This is a genomic window from Streptomyces pristinaespiralis, assembly GCF_001278075.1.
Lineage (GTDB): Bacteria > Actinomycetota > Actinomycetes > Streptomycetales > Streptomycetaceae > Streptomyces > Streptomyces pristinaespiralis.
On record NZ_CP011340.1, the window covers coordinates 2,879,082 to 2,897,457 of the forward strand.

Sequence of the window (18,376 nt, forward strand, 5' to 3'; positions counted from 1 at the left end):
TCCTGCTGACCTGTCCGGCAGGGCCGTGCGGCTCTGCCGGACAGGTTCGTTCGATGGCGCGGCGCCGCCGCGCGGTTCATCAGCGGACCGTCGCGCCGAAGGCGGTGCCGCCCGCGGGGATACCGCCTTCGCCCGGCTTGAAGGTCTGGGTGGGGGCGCCGCCGTTCGCGACGTCCCACGGGAACAGGTGGACGGCGTGACCGGCCTGCGGGCCGTACGGCATGCCGACGTACAGGCCCGCCGTGGAGGCCGCGAGGCTCAGGCCGGCGAGCTGCACGGGAGCGGGCTCGCCGGGGATGCCCCAGCCCGGGTCGATCCAGGAGTCGGACGCGCCGGGCGCACCGACCATGGGCACGATGTGGACACCGCCCTTCGCGCGGTGCTCCTCGGCCGACTCCTCACCCGGGACGCCGATCGCCAGGCGGGCGGTCGTGCCGGATGTGGTGCTGTTGGGGGCGGTGTTGACCGCGGCGAGGCGCTGTCCGAAGAAGTCGCCCGCGTCACCCTCCTGCTCGACGTTCGCCGTGTCCTGCGCGATCCACATGATCTCGGTGAACGTCCCGGACGCGGTGACCCGGAAGACCTGCACCGCCCCGGCGTCGACGGTGGAGGACAGGTCCTCCCCCGGCACGCCGACGGCGAGCAGCGATTCGTTGGTCGTCGTGGCCCCGGACGCCCGGTACGGGACCATCGCGAGGGCGGTCGCGAAACCGTCGCCGAACTCCTCCGCGCCGGCGACGTCGCTCTGGTCCTGGCCCAGACCGAAGAGGGGCTTGACCCGGCCTGAGACGAGCGTGTGGCTGAAGACCGTGGCACAGCCCGCGAACGTGGTGGTGGACAGCGCCTCGCCCGGGGAGCCGATCGCGAAATGTGTCGGGCTCGCCGCGATCGAGGTGCCGAAACGATCGTCGATCTCGGCCGTGCCGGGAACGGCGCCGGCAGCGTTGTCGGTGTCCTGGTTGATTCCGAGGACGGTCTGCGCCGTGCCGTGGATGTAGACCGCGCCTCCGGCGTCCTCCGCGGTGCCGATGGACTCGCCGGGTACGCCGGCGATCAGATAGGGCACGCCGGTGGAGGTCTTGCCCGCGGCGAGCGCGTAACCGACCCAGTCGCCGGCTTCGGCGGCTCCCTCGAGCGTCTTGCCCTCGCCCTGGATGTGCTCCTTGGGCACCTTGCCGGCGTTGAAGCCCGTCGCCGAGCCGTATACGACGTGGACCGCGCCGGCGTCGGCGGCGGTGCCGATGTCCTCGTACGGCATGCCGACGGCGAGGTCGGCGCAGCCGTCGAGGTCGGCGTCGTAGACCGCGAGGGCGATGCCGTACCGGTCGCCCTCCTCGGGTCCGCCCGGGACGTTCGGCGAGTCCTGGGTGAGTTCGTAGGTTCCCTTGCCGCCGCCGTAGACGATCCTCACGAGGCCCGCCTCCGCCCGGCCGGCGACGGTCGCCTCCGGGTCGGCGATCGCCGTGTCGCGGATGCCGTCGCCGTTGAAGTCCGACTCCACGCCGGAGCATCCGGCGGCGACCGCGGCGACCGGCGCCGGGGCGAGCCCGAGGGCGGACGCGGTCAGGACGAGCGCGCTCGCGGCGAGGGCGCCCCGTCGTCGGACCGCCCGCGGGTGCGGGCGCGTTGGACTGCTCACTGATGTGATCCCTCCCCTTGGCCGGCGGCTTCTTCCGCCGGCTGTCCGGAGGCAGAGTGCGGACGGTCCCGCCTCGGCCTGCCGGCCGTGCGCGGGGCGCACCGGAGCACTGCTGCCTTGCCCTGTCCTTCCGGGACAGGGCGGGCCCAGGGGCCCGTCGGTCCGCCCCGCGGGGGGATATGACGGACCGTCAAGGCCGGTGGGTGAAGCCTTGTGGGGCCACGTTCCGCCCGGCCGGCCTCACGTCATGCCGTGAGGCCGGCCCGGCGGAACACCCCTCTCAGGGGTTGCCGCGGTGACCGCCCGCAGGGGTTCACCCCGGGCACGCGCTGGTTCCGCGCGTGCCCGGGAAGCGGCGACGGCCGGGCCGGGCACGTGGCCCGGCCCGGCCGGTCCGGCTACGGGCCGAGGGCGAGCCCCACCTCGTCCGCCAGTTGCCGTGCGGTCGGGTTCATCGCGAGCGCCGGGTGATCCGCGACGACTACGGCGAGTTCCCGCCGGATGAAGTCGCGGCCCGCGTCGACGAACTCGTCGACAGAGCAAACGATCTCGGCCTCGGCGTAGGTGGGTGACAGCACCATGTCGTCACCGCGGCGCACGATCCGGATCTTCTCGTCGTTCTCCGTGAAGTCGATCCAGTCGTGCTCCGCGCCCTCCCGGGCGGAACCCATGACCTCGCGGACGCTGTAGAAGGCGTCGAAGAGCGGCGTCCAGCCCCACGGGGGGCTGATGTCCGTCGTTCCGTGCTCGATCCGCCAGGCACCGAGGAAGCAGTACCACCGCAGATTGGAACGGGAGACGGTCGTCAGGTCCACCCGGGACTCGTACCCCTGTGGCCCGTACCAGGAGTCCTCCGCGAAGGCCATCCGCATATTTCGTTCCCTCCTCCTTTATCGCTTCACCGGGAAGGCGTTCTTCACGTAGTTCTCGTCCGGGTCGTAGTAGACCCGCATCACGTACAGCTTGTTCCTCGGCACTTTGCGGTCGTAGCCGATGGGGTCGTTGTACCTGAGCTCGAAGACCTTTCCGTCCCTGTTCTTGGTGTCGTGCACCTCGCGGCCCTTGCTGAGCACCTCCTTGATGATCTTCGCCCTCGAGTCCTTGGTCGTCCCCGGCAGCCACTCGGTCTTCTTGGCGTCGCCGCTGTTGAGGCCCTCCGGAGTGTGGTTGAAGACGATGTGCCCGTCGTTGATCGTCAGGCAGTTCAGGTCCATGTTGTGCACGAGCACCGGCTCGGCGCCCGCGAACACGAAGTACGCGTGGATGCCTGCCACGGTGAGGTCGTGCGTGCGCTGGCGCTTCTCGAAGAAGTCCAGTGCGGTCAGCTCGACCTGGTCGCCGTCGGCCGTGCGCAGGTCCATGCCCGGCTCGAGGTCACCGGCGTCGACCCACGCCTGCGCGGACTCGACCCAGAACGGGTGCGTGACGGTGGAGACGAGCTCGGCTGCCCCCGATCCGGTCGAGACCGTCAGCGTCACGAAGTCCTTGTCGTCCTCCGTGACGATCGTGCGGACGACCTCGCGGTCGGAGTTCTCACCGGTCTTCGGATCGGTGACCTCGACCTTGTCGCCGAGCCCGACGTCCTCGATCTTCTTCTTGCTGCCGTCGGCCATGAGGACGAGGGATCCCGGCAGGAAGCTGTGCGCCTCGCAACTGTCGTCGTCGCGTTTCTTGTTCTTGCCCTTGGGTTTCGCCTTCTTCGACTTCTCCAGGGCGTCCTCGGCCTTGTCGAGCTGCTTCTCCGCCTTCCGCAGCCTGTTGATGGCCCCGTAGAGGTCCGGCAGGAGCTCGATGGCCTTCTTGATCTTCTTGGCCTTGACCAGACCCTTGAGCCACGCCCCGAGGAACAGGCTCGCCACCTCGGCGGCGGCCTTCAGACAGGTGCCGACCGCGGGGTTCGAGGCGCAGTCCTGCACGGCGTTGACGCCCGCGATGTCCTTGAGCTCCTCGATGATCTTGTCGGTCACCTCGGTGATGCCCTGGTTCGCCGACGCGACCGCCTGCTGGGCCACCTCGACGTCCTGCTCCTCCTTCGTCTTCGCCGGAGCGGACTCCCTGACCTCGCCGAACTCCCAGCCGTTGGGGCCCATCCGGCAGGTGATGATGCCTTCCCAGCACTCGGCCGGGATGGTGCCCGAGGGGTCGGCGAAGGTGACCGGCGAATTGTTGCCGTACGCGTACCCGCTCATCTGCTGGGCGTTGGCGAAGGCGACGATCGGGTCGGCCGAGATGAAGCGGCCGAGCACCGGGTCGTACTCGCGGGCGCCGAGGTGGGTGAGCCCTGTGGTCTCGTCGAGGGTTCCCCCGACGAAGCCCTGCTCGACCGGCCAACTACCACCACCCGGTGCCTGGCCGCGTGCGTTGCCGTAGGGGTCGTAACGGCGCGAGGTCACCGCTCCCGTGGCCGACTGGACGGCCACGTCGCCGGTGCCGTTGTGGTCGGAGGCCAGGAAGGTGATCGTGTTGTCGTTCGTCCGCACCGCCACGTTCTGACCGGCGAGCGTGTAGTAGCGGGTGGCCTGGACGCTCGTCGACCCGGCCGGCAGGAACAGCTCCGTGCCCGGCAGGTAGACCGTGGTGCCCGACGGGTCCTTACGCTGGACCCGGGTGCCCTCGGAGTCGTAGAGGAACGTCGTGTCCCCGGCCTCGTCGGCCGGCGTGGTCACGTCGTCGGGCACGGACACCTTGCTCAGCTTGCCGTTGACGTCCCAGCTCAGCGTGTCGGTGTCACCTCCGACGGTGCGGGTGTCCATGTTGCCCGCTTCGTCGTAGCCGTACGTGGACTGCCGGGCGCCGGTCGGCGTGTTCTCGACGACCTTGGTGACGGCGTGCGGTCCGGCGCCGTTCTCTCCGTAGGTGTAGGTCCGGGTGACGTCCTTGGACGCGTCCAGGCCCGTGTCGTGGACGATCTCCTGCGTACGGTTGCCGATGGCGTCGGCCCGGTAGGACTTCCAGTACGCCGCGGGTCCGCCGAGCGCGGCGGAGCCGGGGGCGCCCGCACAGGCTGACGGCTGGGAGCCGTCGACCGGAGCGGTGGTGCCGATCGTCCCGGAGCCGGCCGCCGTCGTGGTGTTGGCCGACGGCGTCCACGCCTCGGAGAGGCGCTTGTTCGCGTCGTAGCGGAAGCACTGCACGTCCACGAGACTCGACACGGAGCCGGAGTCCGCCATCGACAGGATGTTTCCGGCCGCGTCGTACGAGTACGCGGTCTGCTTCACCGGCCCGCCGGTGGAGCCGTAGACGTCGACCTTCGCTTCCTTCAGACGCTTGGTCCCGCGTTCGTAGTCGAAGGTCTGCCAGACCTTCTTGCCGCCGGAGTTCAGCTCGAACTGCAGCAGCTCACTCGTCGGCGACCAGGTGGTGCCGGAGATGATCGTGTCGGTGCCCTTCATCGTGACGGGCCGCTGGAGTTCGTCGTACCCGAAGGCCAGGACCTCGGCGGACAGCCCGCCCGCGGCCGGCAGGCCGGAGGACTGCGGAGTGCCGTCACGGTTGAAGGCACTGGTGAATGTGTAGTTGCCGGCCAATGCGCCCTGCGACGCGGGCACGCTGTACACCGTCTTCGTCGGACGGTAGAAGTCGTCGGCCGTCTGGACGATGGTGCCGAAGTACTCCGTGGCGCCGACATACCGGAGCGACGCGTACGGCAGGCCGAGCATGCCGGGGCGGTCGTACCGCGTCTCCGAGATCTTCTTGCCCGCCGAGACCGCGCCGTCGTAGGTGCCGGTCATACGGCCGATGGCGTCGTACGTGCTGGTGATCGTCGTGTTGCGGCCCTCGTGCACGACGGACGTGACGCGGTCCGCGTCGTCGTAGCCCATCACCGTCGTGCCGGAGTCCGGGTCCTGGGACCGGACCTTGCGACCGCGCTGGTCGTAGGTGAACGACCAGGTGTTCTGCTGGGAGTCGACGACGGTTTCCAGTTCGCCGGACGGCGTGTAGGAGTACTTCGTGGACGTGTACGCCACCGGACCCGTGCCGCCGGGGGTGCCGCTCTGGTACTGGCGCACCTCGGTGACCTTGCCCGAGGCGTCGGTCAGCGTGGTCGTGCCGACACCGCCCTGCGGGGGTATCTGGTGGATCCTGTCACCCTCGTGCACCGTGGTGCTGCGCCACTGCTCGACGCCGGCGACGGAGAACACCGTCGCGGTGGTGCGCCCCATGTCGTCGTACTCGTAGTGGGTCTGCGACTCGACCTCACCGTTACGCACGATGAGCAACTGGTCCGAGGGGGCGCCGGTCGCCTGGTAGGTGTCGTAGGCGGTCTTCAGCTTGCCGCGGCTGTCGTAGAACGTGTCGGCGACGAGCCGGGTGCCGCCGGGGCCCACGGCCTGACGCTGACGGGCTCGCAGCATGCTGTCGTACAGCGTGTACTCGCTGCTGTAGGAACCCCCTTCCTCAAGGATCTCGGACTTGACGGCCACCGGGGCGTCCCGGCGGACCAGGTAGGAGTACTTGTTGTTCGGCGTCTGGCCGGCGGCCTTGCTGCGGTCCTGCAGCCACACCGAGGTGACCCGGCCGAGACCGTCGAAGGCCATGTCGGTGCGCTTGCCGTTGGCGTCGGTCTGTCCCCGGGACTGGCCCCACGCCGGGTCGTAGTCGGTGGTGACCGCGTGCCCGAGGGCGTTGGTCGCCTTGGTCTGCGTCGTCAGGCCGTTGACCATGGTGTACGCCGTGGTCGTCCTGCCCGTTGCCGGTGTGGTCGCCGTGGCCGGGCGACCGTAGGAGTCGTACGTGTTCTTGAACGTCTCCTGGTAGGTGGCGGTGGTGCCGTCGTGCGACGCGAGGCGTTCGGAGGAGGTCTCCAGTCCGCGGGTCGGGGCGGCCCCGTGGGCGAGGCTGTCGTAGAAGGTCCGGGTGTCGGAGATGACCTGGGTCTTGCGGTCCGGTGTGGCGGAGCAGTTGACCGCCACCGTCTCCACCCGCTTGACGCGGTCGAGGAAGTTCTGCCCGGCGGCCTTGTTGTCCGCGTACCACGTACGGGTACAGGTGTCGTCCTTGGCCGCGGCGGCCTTTTCCGCCAGGGTCGCGGTCTCAGGGACGACCAGCCCGAAGTCCTCGGCCTGGGTGACACGGCCCGTACCCGTGACCGTGTCGTACGTCGTCTGCGAGCGGCTCTCACGCCAGCCGCCCGACTTGAGGGCGGTGAACCCGCGCGTGAGGCTGGGCTTGACCAGGGTGGCCCGAACCGTGCCCCAGTCCTTGGTCTGGGTCGCGGTGTGGTGCTTCCACGGCTTCTTGATCACCTTGGTGGTGACCGAGGCGCCGTTGTAGACCTGCGTCTCCAGCTCGAAGCCGGTGAAGTCCTCGTCGTCGGTGTACACCGTTCCGGTGGAGTCGGTCACCGACGCCGAACGCGTGCCGCCTCCCGGCAGCTTGTCACCGTTCAGGCCCTGCAGGTAGGTGTACTCGATACGGGACCGCTGCACGTCCTCGGAACCGCTGGTGACCTTGACCTTGCCGTAGCCCTGCCACTCACCCCAGGTCAGGAACTCCGTGGGGGTGATGCCGTCGGGCTTCGAGTGACGCCAGCCTGCCGGTCCTTCGTAGGCGTACCGGGTCACCATCTTGTCGGCGCCGCCGGTGCGGTCGGTCTCGACGATCTCGGCCACTACGTACTTGTGGAACCAGTCGTCGATCGGGTCGACATGCCCAGGGGCGGCCCACTTGACCGGGTAGCAGCGCTTGGTCGACTCGCCCGGCTTGGGCAGGGTGGGGACGGTGCACTCCGCGGGTGCGTAGTTGACATCCAGTTGGGCACCGGTCTCGCTCACGACCGCGGCCAGGCGATAGCGCTTGAACGGGGCGATGTTGTCGCCGATCGCGTCGACGCGGTTGTCCTTCTGCTCGCCGAACAGCTCCAGCGAGGGAACCTTCGCCGTGGTGCCGACCCGGCCCTCGTGGTCGATCTTCGACAGCCACATGCTCTTGGAGTCGTCACCGTTGTCCAGGAACAGGTGCGTGAAGATCCAGGCGTCCACGTCCTGATAGGTGGTGGCGTCCTGGCGCATCTGCGTGACGACGGCCTTGAGCCGCTTGGTGGTGAAGAACGTCGGCGAGATCTGGTCCGCACCGCACTTCGTCGCCGCCTTGCACTCGCGGTCGACGGGGACGTCGGGCCAGCGGGAGGCGTTGCCGGTGGTGCGCTTGGTCTCGGCGCAGTCGAACGAGGCGTCGGGCAGGCATCGTTCGGCGACGTCGAAGGTCACCCGGGCCGGCGCCTTGGCGGCGTAGACCTGGGTGTCGCGCTGGCCGTAGTCGATGCGCTTGAGGTACCCGCCACGGTGGTAGGCCGTGCCGTTGACGTCGGTCTTGCCGCCCAGCGCGTAGTGGTTGATCTCCCGCTCGTAGTAGTGGGAGACGACGTTGTCGTGCGGGTCCTTGACGTAGTCGAGGTTCCAGCGCCACGCCTGCTGGCAGTGGGCGCCTGCGAAGGTGGCGTTGTAACAGGGCTCGCCGGAGTCGTCGCCGAAGACCGGCGCGGTCCACACGGAGGCGGTCTCCTCGTTGCCGGACGACCAGCCCGGCAGGCGGTTCAGCCCGAAGTAGTACTCCTTGCTGTCCGGCGTGGTGATGCGCCAGTGCTCGCCGTCGTTGTCACCGTTCGTGGCCCCGGTCAGCTTCTCGACCTTCGAGCCGTCGGAGTTGCTCAGCCGCCACTGGCCGGTCGCGTCGTCCTTGATGATCTGGGACGCGCTGCCGTTGAGCATGATGGTGGCGTTGTCGAACGCCCAGCACTGCTCCGCCGAGCCGTCGTGACCGTCCTCGGTGCACGGCTTGTACTGGCGCTCGATGTACCCGGACTCGTAGCTGAAGCCCTCGCCGATCCAGGAACCCTGGTTGTTGGTGGCCGATGTGCGGCCGTCGGTGGACTGCGACTGGTACGAGAGCCCGACCGTCGGCGCGAGACCACCCGCGACCGGCACCGTGCGCATCGGGTACGACCAGGAGAAGCCGCCCGTCGACTGGGAGACGCTCCAGCTCGCCGAGGGAGCGAGCGCCGTCGCGCCGTAAGTGCCCTGCGAGGAGGAGGCGCCCGCTGCGAGGGCGACGAGGGAAGCGCCCTGTACGGCCATGGTGGACGCGCCGCCCGGCTCCGCGGCGGCGGCCGTGATCTCGGCGGTCGCCGTGTTCGTGACGGGGTCGTTCACCGTGGGCAGGGGTGTGCCGGTGGACGGACATGCCTTGCTGCCCGGTTCGGCAACCGCGGCGCAGGCGGGGAGCTGGACCAGGCGCAGCCGGGCTCCGTAGGAGCCGCCGTACGCCTCGTCGAAGGCCGAGTAGTCCACGGACAGACGCACCTTGGCGGCCGCCTCGGCGTCGTCGGCCCGCTGAACGCGCAGGACGGCACCGGCGCCGAGGTCGGCCGCTCGCTTGGCCGGCAGGACGTCGACACGCACGTCGGAGGGGCCGGCTTGGGCCTTGGCCGCCAAGGACCGTGCCCCCGTGGCCTTGCGGTCCTTCGCAGGCTTGGTGCTCACGGGCGAGACCGCGACCGGAAGGCCGCCGACCTTCACCTTCGTCGAGGATGCGGAGACGGTGACATCGGCGCTGCCGCCGGCCGGCCAGACCGCCTTGTCCAGCCTGCTGACGGCAGCCTTCCTGGCCGGGTCGGACGGGCGCGGCAGAGCCTTGCCGTCCTTGCCCTCCAACGGGTCGCCGAAGTTCTGGACCCCGGGGCGGCTGCGGCTGCCCCGGTCCTCGACCGGCAGGGCCTCGGCGGCACTGCCCGTCAAGGCGATGATCACACCCACCGTGGTTGCCGACAGCAACCATCTGGGCATGCGCCGGTTCATCGACCGGCCTTTAAGTGGCATCACGTGTCTCCACACGTCGACAGGATCAGAACAGACCGGGCGGGCGGGCCGGTCACAGAGCCGGCCCGCCCGCCCGGGGCTTACATGTCCGGCAGAGCCATCGGGTTGGACATCTGCTGGATCGCGGTCTTGTCCGCGGCTCCGCTGTAGACACGGACCTCGTCGATCGCGCCCGCGAAGTACTCACTGCCGCCGCCGAGGGCCGAACGGCCCACCTGGAGGGCGCCGGTGGCGGCCCACAGGGTGTCGTCGGTGCCGTGCGCGATGTCGGCGAGCATGCCGTTCACGTACAGCCGGATCTCGTTGGCGAACGCGTCGTACACGACGGCCAGGTGCTGGCCCGCCGGGTCGGTGTCCGGCAGCTCCTGGTCGTCGGTGAACTTCTTCACCGGGGCCGTGGCCGAGTCGGACTCGGCGACCGCGAGTTCCCACATGGACGGGGTCTCGGCGTCCGGGGCGGGCCGGTAGCGGACCGCGAGGCGGTTGGCCGCCGTACCCGGCAGAGAAAGGACCGTCTGGGCCTTCTCCGGGTCGAGCGTGGTGAGCAGGGTCCGGGCGGTGACTGTGAAGCTGCTCGCTCCGGTGACCGGCGCGGTGGCCGTGGACGCGTAGTCCCCGTCACCGTCGAGCACCAGGTGGCCCGCTCCGACGAGGGGGTACGGGTCCAGCGACAGCGGGTCGGTCGGCGCGCCCATGACGGTGGCGTTGCCCGCCAGCTGCAACGCCTGCCCCGCCCCCGTGTCCGGGGAGGACCCGGAGGTGGCCGAGTCGAGCTGCCAGTAGTTCTTGCGCTCGGGCTTGACCGTCATCATCTCCGCCACCTGGGCGGCGGGCAGGACACGGTCGAAGACGCGGACCTCGGCGAGGTCACCGTCGAAGTTGTCGCGGTAGCCGCTCTTGGCCGTGGTGCGGCCGAGCTGGAGCGGGCCGTAGGAGCGCCACACCGAGCGGCGGGAGGCGACGCCCTTGGAGTCCTTGTTGATGTAGAGCCGCAGTTCGGACTTGGTGGCGTCGTAGACACCGGTCAGCAGGACCCACTGGTCGGGGACGACGCTGACGCCCGTGGCGACGGCCTTCCATTCGCCGAGCGTGTCCACGTCGGTCACCGGGACGGAGAACGCCCAGGTGCCGGCCGTCTGGTCGTAGCCGAGGGTGAAGCCCGGTTCGCCGGTGCCGTCCTGGCTGACGACCGCCATGTCACGGGTGGGCGTGCCCTTCGGACGGACCCAGGCGCTGACGCTGAAGCTCTTCGAGGAGTCGAGGACCGTCTCGTTGACGTCGGCGTAGGCGGCGGAGGTGCCGTCGAAGCGTGCGGCGGCGTCGACCTTGCCGCCGGGGCCCTCCACCCCGAAGGTGACACCGGTGCCGGCGGTCGCCGAGAAGGCTCCGGTCTCGTCGTGCGCCTCGGTGCTCGTCGGCGCGTCGGCGAGGTTCCACTGGGCGGCGACGGGCGTTCCCTCGGTGACGAGGAACTCGTAGTGCGCCTTGGTGCTCGGGTTCTCGGCCTTGTCGACGGCGATGACGTCGACCCAGTGGCGTCCGGCGCGCGTCGGCATCCAGCTCACCGTGGCGGGGCCGCCGGCCGAGGTGGCGTTGATCGTGGTCGTCGGGGTGGCCGTGCTGTCGAACGCGTAGCGGTACTTGACGACGTCCGTGTCCGGCACGGAGTCGTTCGGGTTCGGCGAGAAGGTGAACGAGCCGTAGGTGCCGACGCCGTCGTGGTAGACGGTGTCGGACGGGTACTGCTTGGACAGCACGTTCGGCCTGCCCGGCAGGGTCCGGTCGTAGATGAACTCGCAGCGGACGGAGTCGCCGTCGTAGCTCCACGGGCCGTAGCCGTCACCGTCGTAGGCGCGTGCGCTCCAGTAGATGACGGTGTTCTGCGGGATCGTCGACTTCACGGTGTGCGTGAACTTGGTGCCGGAGGTCGGCGCCAGCCAGGAGGGGGTGAGGTACGTGTAGCTCTTGGCCTCCTTGGTGACCGGGTCGGTCCAGTCGACCTTGAACTCGACCTTGACCTTGTCGGTGCTGCTGCTCGTGTGGTCCGGGTCGCTGGCGATGGCCTGGAGCTGCGGCGGGACCTCGGCGTACGGACGGCCGGTGCCGGAGGTGCACACGCCGCCGGGGTTCTGCGACAGCGTGGTGATCTTCCGCGGCAGGTTGTTGTAGCTGATGGAGAGGTACGCGTTGCCGCAGATCCGCTTCCATTCGGGCAGCCGGGTCTCGTCGGCGGCGCGCAGACCGAGCGTCATCGAGGACCAGCCCTCGGCCGCGGCGGTCTTCACCTCGGTGGTGAGCTCACCGGTGGCGCCGGCCTCGAAGTGCAGGTTGGCCTGGCTCGAGCAGCTGGTCGGCGAGATGGCCTTGTCGACGGTGCCGATGTGGTCCAGCCAGTCGTCCGAGGTGTTGGACCAGCTGGAGGACGAGGTGATGCTGTAGTTCTTGCCGCCGATGCGGTAGAGCCGGATCGGCTCGGCGGTCGGCGAGGCGCTGTAGATGTGCTCGACGCGGGCGGAGAACGTCGCGCCGAGGATCTGCTTGCCCTTGTAGAACGACATCGGCATGGTGAACAGCAGCCGCCGCACACCCACGCCGTTGCAGGAGACCGGGCTGTAGTCGGTGGGGCACTTGCCGACACCGGCGCTGCCGGAGTACTTCCAGTCCTGCTCGCTCGGCATGCCCGACATCACGCCGGTCCACGCGGTGCGCGAAGTGGTGCGCTGGATCGGGTCGATGACGACCGGGAAGACGGTGTCCTTGCCCTTGAGCAGCTTCTGGTCGGGCACCAGGGACAGCTTGCCCTTGCCGACCTCGAGGCCGAGGGGTGAGGTCTTTCCACCGCCTCCGGGGCCGGCGAGCGCGGGCTCGGGTGCGACGGACGGGGCCGGGGCCGCGTCCGCGGACGCGGCGGCGAGTGCCTTGGAGACGGCCTTCGGGCCCTGCTTCCTGGCCGCTGCCTCCTTGACGGCGGCCGAGTCCCACATCACGGGCCTGCCCGCCTCGAAGACGGTGCCGCCGACGGCGGCGTCCTCGGCCTTGAGGGCGCCGGTGGCGTCCTCCTCGACCTTGAGGCCGTCGGTCTTCAGGCCGAGGTCGAGCCTGGCGAGGCGCGGATCGGCGGCGGCCTGCGGGGTCTTGACGACGAGGAGGTGGCCGAAGCCGTCCGCCTCGGCGCGCACCGCGAGGTCGACGCCGGGCAGGGCGTCCCGGTAGGTGGCGGTGTCCCCGTCGAGGACCGGCGCGGGAAGCTTCCCGTGCGGCCAGGTCAGCGACAGCTCACGGCCCGCCTGGTTCATGGTGACGAACGGCTTGCCCGCCGTGCCGTCGGAGAACGACAGGCCGACCGCGGCCGCCTTCGGCGCGACGCTGCCGTCTGCGGCCCGCACCAGGGTCCGGTCGATGTCGACCCAGGAGCCGCCCTGGAAGGTGCGGATCGGGTCGGTGTACTCGCGGGCCGTGAAGGTGCCGTTGGGCTCGGCGTAGATCTCCCGGCGCGCGGTGCGCATGCCGAGGATCTCGATCTTCTTGCCGCTCTTCTTCGCGACCGCGAGGGCCTCCGCCTCCGTCTGCACGGGGCTCCCCGTGCCGACGGCGGACTGCTTCGGTGCGGCGTCGGCGCCTTCCGGGTCGTCCGGCAGCGCGTTGAAGCCGCCGGTCAGTACGGCGCCGGCCGCCACCGCGGCGATCGCGCCGCGCAGCACCAGGCCGCGTCGTATACGTCTGGACACGTGTCCGTTCTCCCTGTCGTTCATCAGCGGACCGCCGCACCGAATGCGGTGTCGCCGGCGGGAATTCCGTCCCAGCCGGGCTTGAAGGTCTTCGTGGGGGCGCCGCCGTTGGCCGTGCCCCACGGGAAGAGGTGCACGCCGTGGTCCACCGCCGGCCCGTAGGGCATACCGACGTACAGGCCCGCCGTGGAGCCCGCGAGGCTCAGGCCGGCGAGCTGCACGGGAGCGGGCTCGCCGGGGATGCCCCAGCCCGGGTCGATCCACGCGTCGGACGCGCCGGCCGCGCCGACGAGGGGGACGATGTGGACGCCGCCCTTCTCCTGGTGCTCCTCGGCCGACTCCTCACCGGGGACGCCGATGGCGAGCCGGGTGTTGGTGCCGGAACTGGTGCTGCCGGGAGCGGTGTTGACGGCCGCGAGGCGCTGGCCGAAGAAGTCGCCCGCGTCGCTGGCCTGTTCGACGTCGGCGGTGTTCTGGTCGATCCAGGCGTGCTTGGCGAGCGTGCCGGCGGCCGTGACGCGGAAGACCTGTACCGCGCCCGCGTCGACGGTGGTCGACAGGTCCTCACCGGGGACGCCCACCGCGAGCAGCGACTCGTTGGTGGAGGTCGCGCCGGCCGGACGGTAGGGCACCATCGCCAGGGAGGTCGCGAAGCCGTCGCCCGCTTCCTCGGCGCCGTCGACGATGTCCTGGTCCTGGCCGAGCCCGAAGAGCGGCTTGGGACTGCCCGACACCAGGGTGTGGCTGAGCACCGCGGCACCGCCGGCGAACGGCACGGTGCCGAGTGCCTCTCCAGGCGTGCCCACCGCGAAGTGGTGAGGGCTGGAGGCGACGGACGCGCCGAAGCGGTCGTCCGGTTCGGCGGATCCGGGAATGGCGCCGCCGGTCTCCGTGTCCTGGCTGATCAGGCCGGCGACGGTCTGCCCGGTGCCGTGGATGTAGTAGAAGCCGCCCGCGTCCTCAACCGCCGGGTCGAGGACGGACTCGCCGGGCACCCCGACGACGAGGAAGGGCGAACCCGCCGCCGTCCTGCCGGCCGTGAGCGCGTAGCCGAGCCAGTCACCCGCCTCGGCGGCGCCGCCGAGGGTGGTGGTCGCCCCCTGGATGTGCTCCTTGGCGGCCTTGCCCCCGTTCAGGCCGGCGGCCGAGCCGTAGACGATGTGCACCATGCCGGCGTCGGCGTTGGTGGAGATGTCCTCGTACGGGGCGCCGACGGCCAGGTCGGCGCAGCCGTCCGCGTCGGCGTCGTAAACGGCGAGGGCGAATCCGTACTGGTCGTCGCGTTCGGCTCCGCCCGGGATTCCGGCGGTCTCCTGGGACAGTTCCAGGGCGCCCTTGTCGCCGCCGTAGACGATGTGGACCTTCCCCGCGCGGGGGACGGTGCCGACGGTCGCCTCCGGGTCGGCGATCGCCGTGTCCCGGATGCCGTCGCCGTTGAAGTCCGACTCCACGCCGGAGCAGGCGGCGGCGACGGCCGCGGCGGGCGTCGCCGGTCCGGCGCCCAGGGCCGAGGCGGTCAGGACGAGCGCGCCGGCGGTGAGCGCCGTCCGTCGTCGCATGGTGCGTCGTGGCCGACGCGTTGGACTGGTCACTGCGTTGGTTCCTCCCCTTTGCTGCCGGCTGCTTCCGCCGGAGGTTCTCGGCGTCGGCGCCTGCGCGGCGCCCACGTGGGTCGAGGGGCCCGTCGGTCCGGGGGCGGGGCCGTTGGCGCGGCGGGGGCCGGCGGCGGCTTCCGTGGACACGGGTGCACGTGGCCGGGGGCACGCCGGACCGGGGGGAGCGACCGGGTGCGGAACTCCTCACGGAGACGGACGGTCGCTCCGGGGGCACTCGAGGCCCGCCGGTACGGCACGGCCCACCGGCGCCGTGGCCCCTCGGCCACGGCGCGGACCGGCCGCGTCCCGTCAGCTCAGGAACGCGCCGAAGGCGACGCCGTCCACCGGGATTCCGCCCTCGCCGGGCCGCCAGCTCTGCGTCGGGGCACCGCCGTTGGGGGTGTTCCAGGGGAAGGCGTGGACGGCCCGGCCCGCTGCGGGGCCGTACGGGACGCCGACGTACAGCGAGCCGGGGCTCGCGCCGAGGCCCATGCCGGTGAGCATGCGGGGCGCGCGGTCGGCGGGGATGCCGTTGCCGGGCGAGATCCAGCTGTCGCCGGCGCCGGGCGCCCCGAGCAGGGGCAGGATCTGCACGCCGCCCTCCTCCCGGAACTCCTCGGAGGACTCCTCACCGGGCACACCCACGGCGAGCCGCATGGTGGCCGCGGTGCCGGTCGTGGTCGGGGCGGTGTTGACGGCGGCGAGGCGCTGGCCGAAGAAGTCGCCCGCCTCCGCCTCGCCCTCGGTGTCGGGCTGGTTCTGGTCGATCCAGGTGATGGGCTGTACGGTGCCGTCCGCCTTGAGGTGGTACGTGTGCACGGCGCCGGCGTCGACGGTGGTCGCCAGGTCCTCGCCGGGGACGCCGACCGCGAGGAGCGAGTCGGAGTTGGAGGTGGCGCCGGCGGGGCGGTAGGGCGCCATCGCCAGGGACGTGCCGTACTGGTCGCCGGCCTGTGCGGTGGTGTCACCGCTGCCGCTGCGGCCCTGGCCCATACCGAACAGCGGGTCGGGGATGCCGTAGGTGTTGATCGACGGCCGGAAGGCGACCACGGCGCCCGCGAACTCGACGTTCGTGGAGGTGGTGGCGATGGATTCGCCGGGTGCGCCGACGACGAAGTGGCGGTCGGTGGAGGCGATCGACGCGCCGAAGCGGTCGTTGGGCTCGGGGTCCTCCCAGACGCCGGTGCTGTCCTGGGCCACGTGCGCGACGTTGTAGGCGGTGCCGTAGACGTAGTGGAACATCCCCATGTCCTTGCCCTCGGCGCCGTCCTCGCCGGGCGCTCCGATCACGAGGAAGGGGATGTTGGTGGCCGACCTGCCGGCGGCCACGGCGTATCCGACCCAGTCCTCGGCCTCGTAGCCTCCGGCGAGTTTGCCGTCGCTGCCCTGCCGGAAGCCGATGGTGCCGAGCCCGTTCCCGGCCATGCCGGCCGGTGAACCGTAGATCAGGTGGACCAGGCCCGCGTCCTTGACGGTGCGGTCGGCGAGGTTGATGTCCTCGAAGGGGATGCCGACGGCGATGTCGCTGCAGCCGTCGAGGTTGGCGTCGTAGACGGCGTAGGAGAAGCCGAACTGGTCGCCGGCCTCCGCCCCGTCCGACACGTTCGGCGAGTCCTGCGAGAGGGCGAACGTGCCCTTGCCGCCGCCGTAGACGATGTGGATCTGCCCGGCGCGCGCCTTGCCCGTGACCGTGGCCTCGGGGTCGGCGATCGCGACGTCGCGGATCCCGTCGCCGTTGAAGTCGTGCTGCGCCCCGGCGCAGCCGGTGGCCGCGACGGCCTGCGTCAGCGGTTCCGCGCCCTGCCCCAGGAGGGTGACGGCGCAGGCGAGTGCCAGCGCCGTCACACCACGGGTCGTTCGTGTGCCGATGTACGGCATAGTGCCCCCACCCCGCGCGCCGTGCTGCCCGGGGGCAGGTGACGGCCTTTCGATTACCGGTCGTCGGGGCGTCCCCGGCGCATGGACCAAGGGAGCCCCGAGCTCCGGCAGACCGTGTCCGAACGATGGAGAAGCGTTTCCGCAGGGCCTCCCCGCCCCGCGGGCGCCAAACCGCCCGGTTCCCTGCCCCCACGATCCACAGAAGCGGAACGGGACTATGGCATGGTCACGTCGATCATCACAAGATCACATGTCCGACATGGAGCCATCGGTCACGAACACAGGTTGGTCACAGGCCCTTTGACATGGCGTCACAGTTCCTTCACAAAGGGATACGTGCGCGCGTACCGGAAACAACGGACGTGCGACCACCCCCATGGGAGCGGCCGCACGCCCCCGGGCCTACGCCGGGTTGCCCGCGTGGGTCAGGGTCTCCCACGCCACGAAGAGGTTGTTGGACCCCGCCGGCCGCTGCTGCTCGGTCAGGCGCTGGGTGTTGGTCATGGCGTGACCCATGCGGCCCGCCAGGGCGTTGAGGCCGACCTCGGTGACCGGCCCGAGCCTGTCCTTGAGGGCACCGCCGCACAGGTTGCCGGGCACCGGCTCCACGCCCAGCTGGTACTTGGCGTGCAGGCCGAGCGCGTGGCGCAGCCGGTCGGCGATCTCCGGGTACAGGTCCTGGCCCTGGATGCGGCTGGTCTCTGCGATGTGCGAGATGGCGGAGAAGCCGTAGCCCGCGTGGGTCAGGTCTCGGCAGGTCTCCTGGCTGAGTCCGTTCCAGGCGAAGACCGACTGGCCCTGCCAGTAGCGGACGATCTCGTCGCGGGTGTCGAGACCCGATCCGGGCGCGCTCCTGGGCAGGGAGCCGTCACTGGTCAGATAGATGTACGCGGGGACACGTCCGCGGAATTTCGCGACGGCCTTGTCGTAGGCGGCGCGGTCCTCGAGGAAGACCGCGATGCCGATCGCGGCCTCCGTCATGCTCAGCTCCCAGTTGCCGTTGGAGTGCGAGCCGTTGGTGACCTCGGGCAGGTAGACGTCGCGCAGCATGGTGGCGAAGCGCCCGGAGCCCGGCCAGCCGCCGGGGTAGGTGTACTTGATGATCTCGGCGGCGCGCGGCCACGAGGAGCCGGCCCAGCCGGTCTGCAGGGGCGCGTTGCTGTTGGTGTGGTCCCTGATGACGGCCGACCAGGCGTCCATCAGCTCGATGGACTTCTTGGCGTAGCGGCTGTCGCCGGTGATGTACCAGGCGAGCGCGGTGGTGTAGGCGGCGATCGCGTCCTCGCGTTCGTCGGTGCAGCCGTAGTTGGGGTTGGAGTACGAGCCGCACTCGACGACGGCGCGGGGCTTGGGCACTCGGGAGAGGGAGGCGTACCTGCTGGCCGCCATCTGGTCGTACGCGGCCTTCCAGGGCTGGGCGCCGGCCTGCACCCTGCCCTTGACGAAGTCGAGCTGGGGCCGGCTGACGAGGACGCCGGGGTGGGTGAAGGCGGCCGGGGCCGCCGCGACGGCGGGGGCGGCGGCGGGCGTCTTCTGCGCGGAGGCCGGGGACATGAGTGTCGCGCAGAGGGCGCCCGCGACGAGGGCGGAGAGGGCGAGGGCGAGGACTCTCGGCCGTCGCAGGGCGTGCCTGGGGATGGTGCCGGTGCGCATGGGGGTGCCTTCCGGTTGTGGGGAGTCGGCACGGCCACGCCCGCATCATTCATGTATACGAACATC

Annotated in this window: 7 protein-coding genes; all 7 read right to left on the reverse strand. The window is 70.6% G+C overall.

From position 1 onward, the window contains the following. Positions 1 to 79 precede the first annotated feature (79 nt). On the reverse strand, positions 80 to 1,639 hold the full coding sequence (locus SPRI_RS11930; RefSeq protein WP_050791478.1) for an FG-GAP repeat domain-containing protein: 1,560 nt from the start codon (positions 1,637 to 1,639) through the stop codon (positions 80 to 82). Positions 1,640 to 2,037: 398 nt separating this feature from the next. Continuing rightward, complete coding sequence (locus SPRI_RS11935; RefSeq protein WP_005311691.1) at positions 2,038 to 2,511, reverse strand: hypothetical protein; 474 nt, start codon at positions 2,509 to 2,511, stop codon at positions 2,038 to 2,040. Between the two features lie 18 nt (positions 2,512 to 2,529). After that, on the reverse strand, positions 2,530 to 9,423 hold the full coding sequence (locus tag SPRI_RS11940) for an RHS repeat-associated core domain-containing protein (RefSeq protein WP_107082427.1): 6,894 nt from the start codon (positions 9,421 to 9,423) through the stop codon (positions 2,530 to 2,532). A gap of 113 nt (positions 9,424 to 9,536) precedes the next feature. Further along, on the reverse strand, positions 9,537 to 13,184 hold the full coding sequence (locus tag SPRI_RS11945) for a LamG domain-containing protein (RefSeq protein WP_158685156.1): 3,648 nt from the start codon (positions 13,182 to 13,184) through the stop codon (positions 9,537 to 9,539). A 23-nt stretch (positions 13,185 to 13,207) separates the two neighbouring features. Then, positions 13,208 to 14,743 (reverse strand): FG-GAP repeat protein, encoded by a 1,536-nt coding sequence (locus SPRI_RS11950; RefSeq protein WP_053556913.1) that lies wholly within the window; start codon positions 14,741 to 14,743, stop codon positions 13,208 to 13,210. Between the two features lie 345 nt (positions 14,744 to 15,088). Beyond that, positions 15,089 to 16,624: an FG-GAP repeat domain-containing protein gene (locus SPRI_RS11955; protein WP_053556914.1), complete on the reverse strand. Its 1,536-nt coding sequence runs from the start codon at positions 16,622 to 16,624 to the stop codon at positions 15,089 to 15,091. Positions 16,625 to 17,059: 435 nt separating this feature from the next. Beyond that, positions 17,060 to 18,310, reverse strand: coding sequence for an alginate lyase family protein (locus SPRI_RS11960; RefSeq protein WP_037773717.1), 1,251 nt, complete (start codon positions 18,308 to 18,310; stop codon positions 17,060 to 17,062). Positions 18,311 to 18,376: the final 66 nt, after the last annotated feature.

Excerpts from the sequence above, each read along its gene's own strand:
- SPRI_RS11935 (WP_005311691.1), bottom strand. The coding sequence starts at position 2,511 with ATGCGGATGGCCTTCGCGGAGGACTCCTGGTACGGGCCACAGGGGTAC.
- SPRI_RS11940 (WP_107082427.1), bottom strand. The coding sequence starts at position 9,423 with ATGCCCAGATGGTTGCTGTCGGCAACCACGGTGGGTGTGATCATCGCC.
- SPRI_RS11950 (WP_053556913.1), bottom strand. The coding sequence starts at position 14,743 with ATGCGACGACGGACGGCGCTCACCGCCGGCGCGCTCGTCCTGACCGCC.
- SPRI_RS11960 (WP_037773717.1), bottom strand. The coding sequence starts at position 18,310 with ATGCGCACCGGCACCATCCCCAGGCACGCCCTGCGACGGCCGAGAGTC.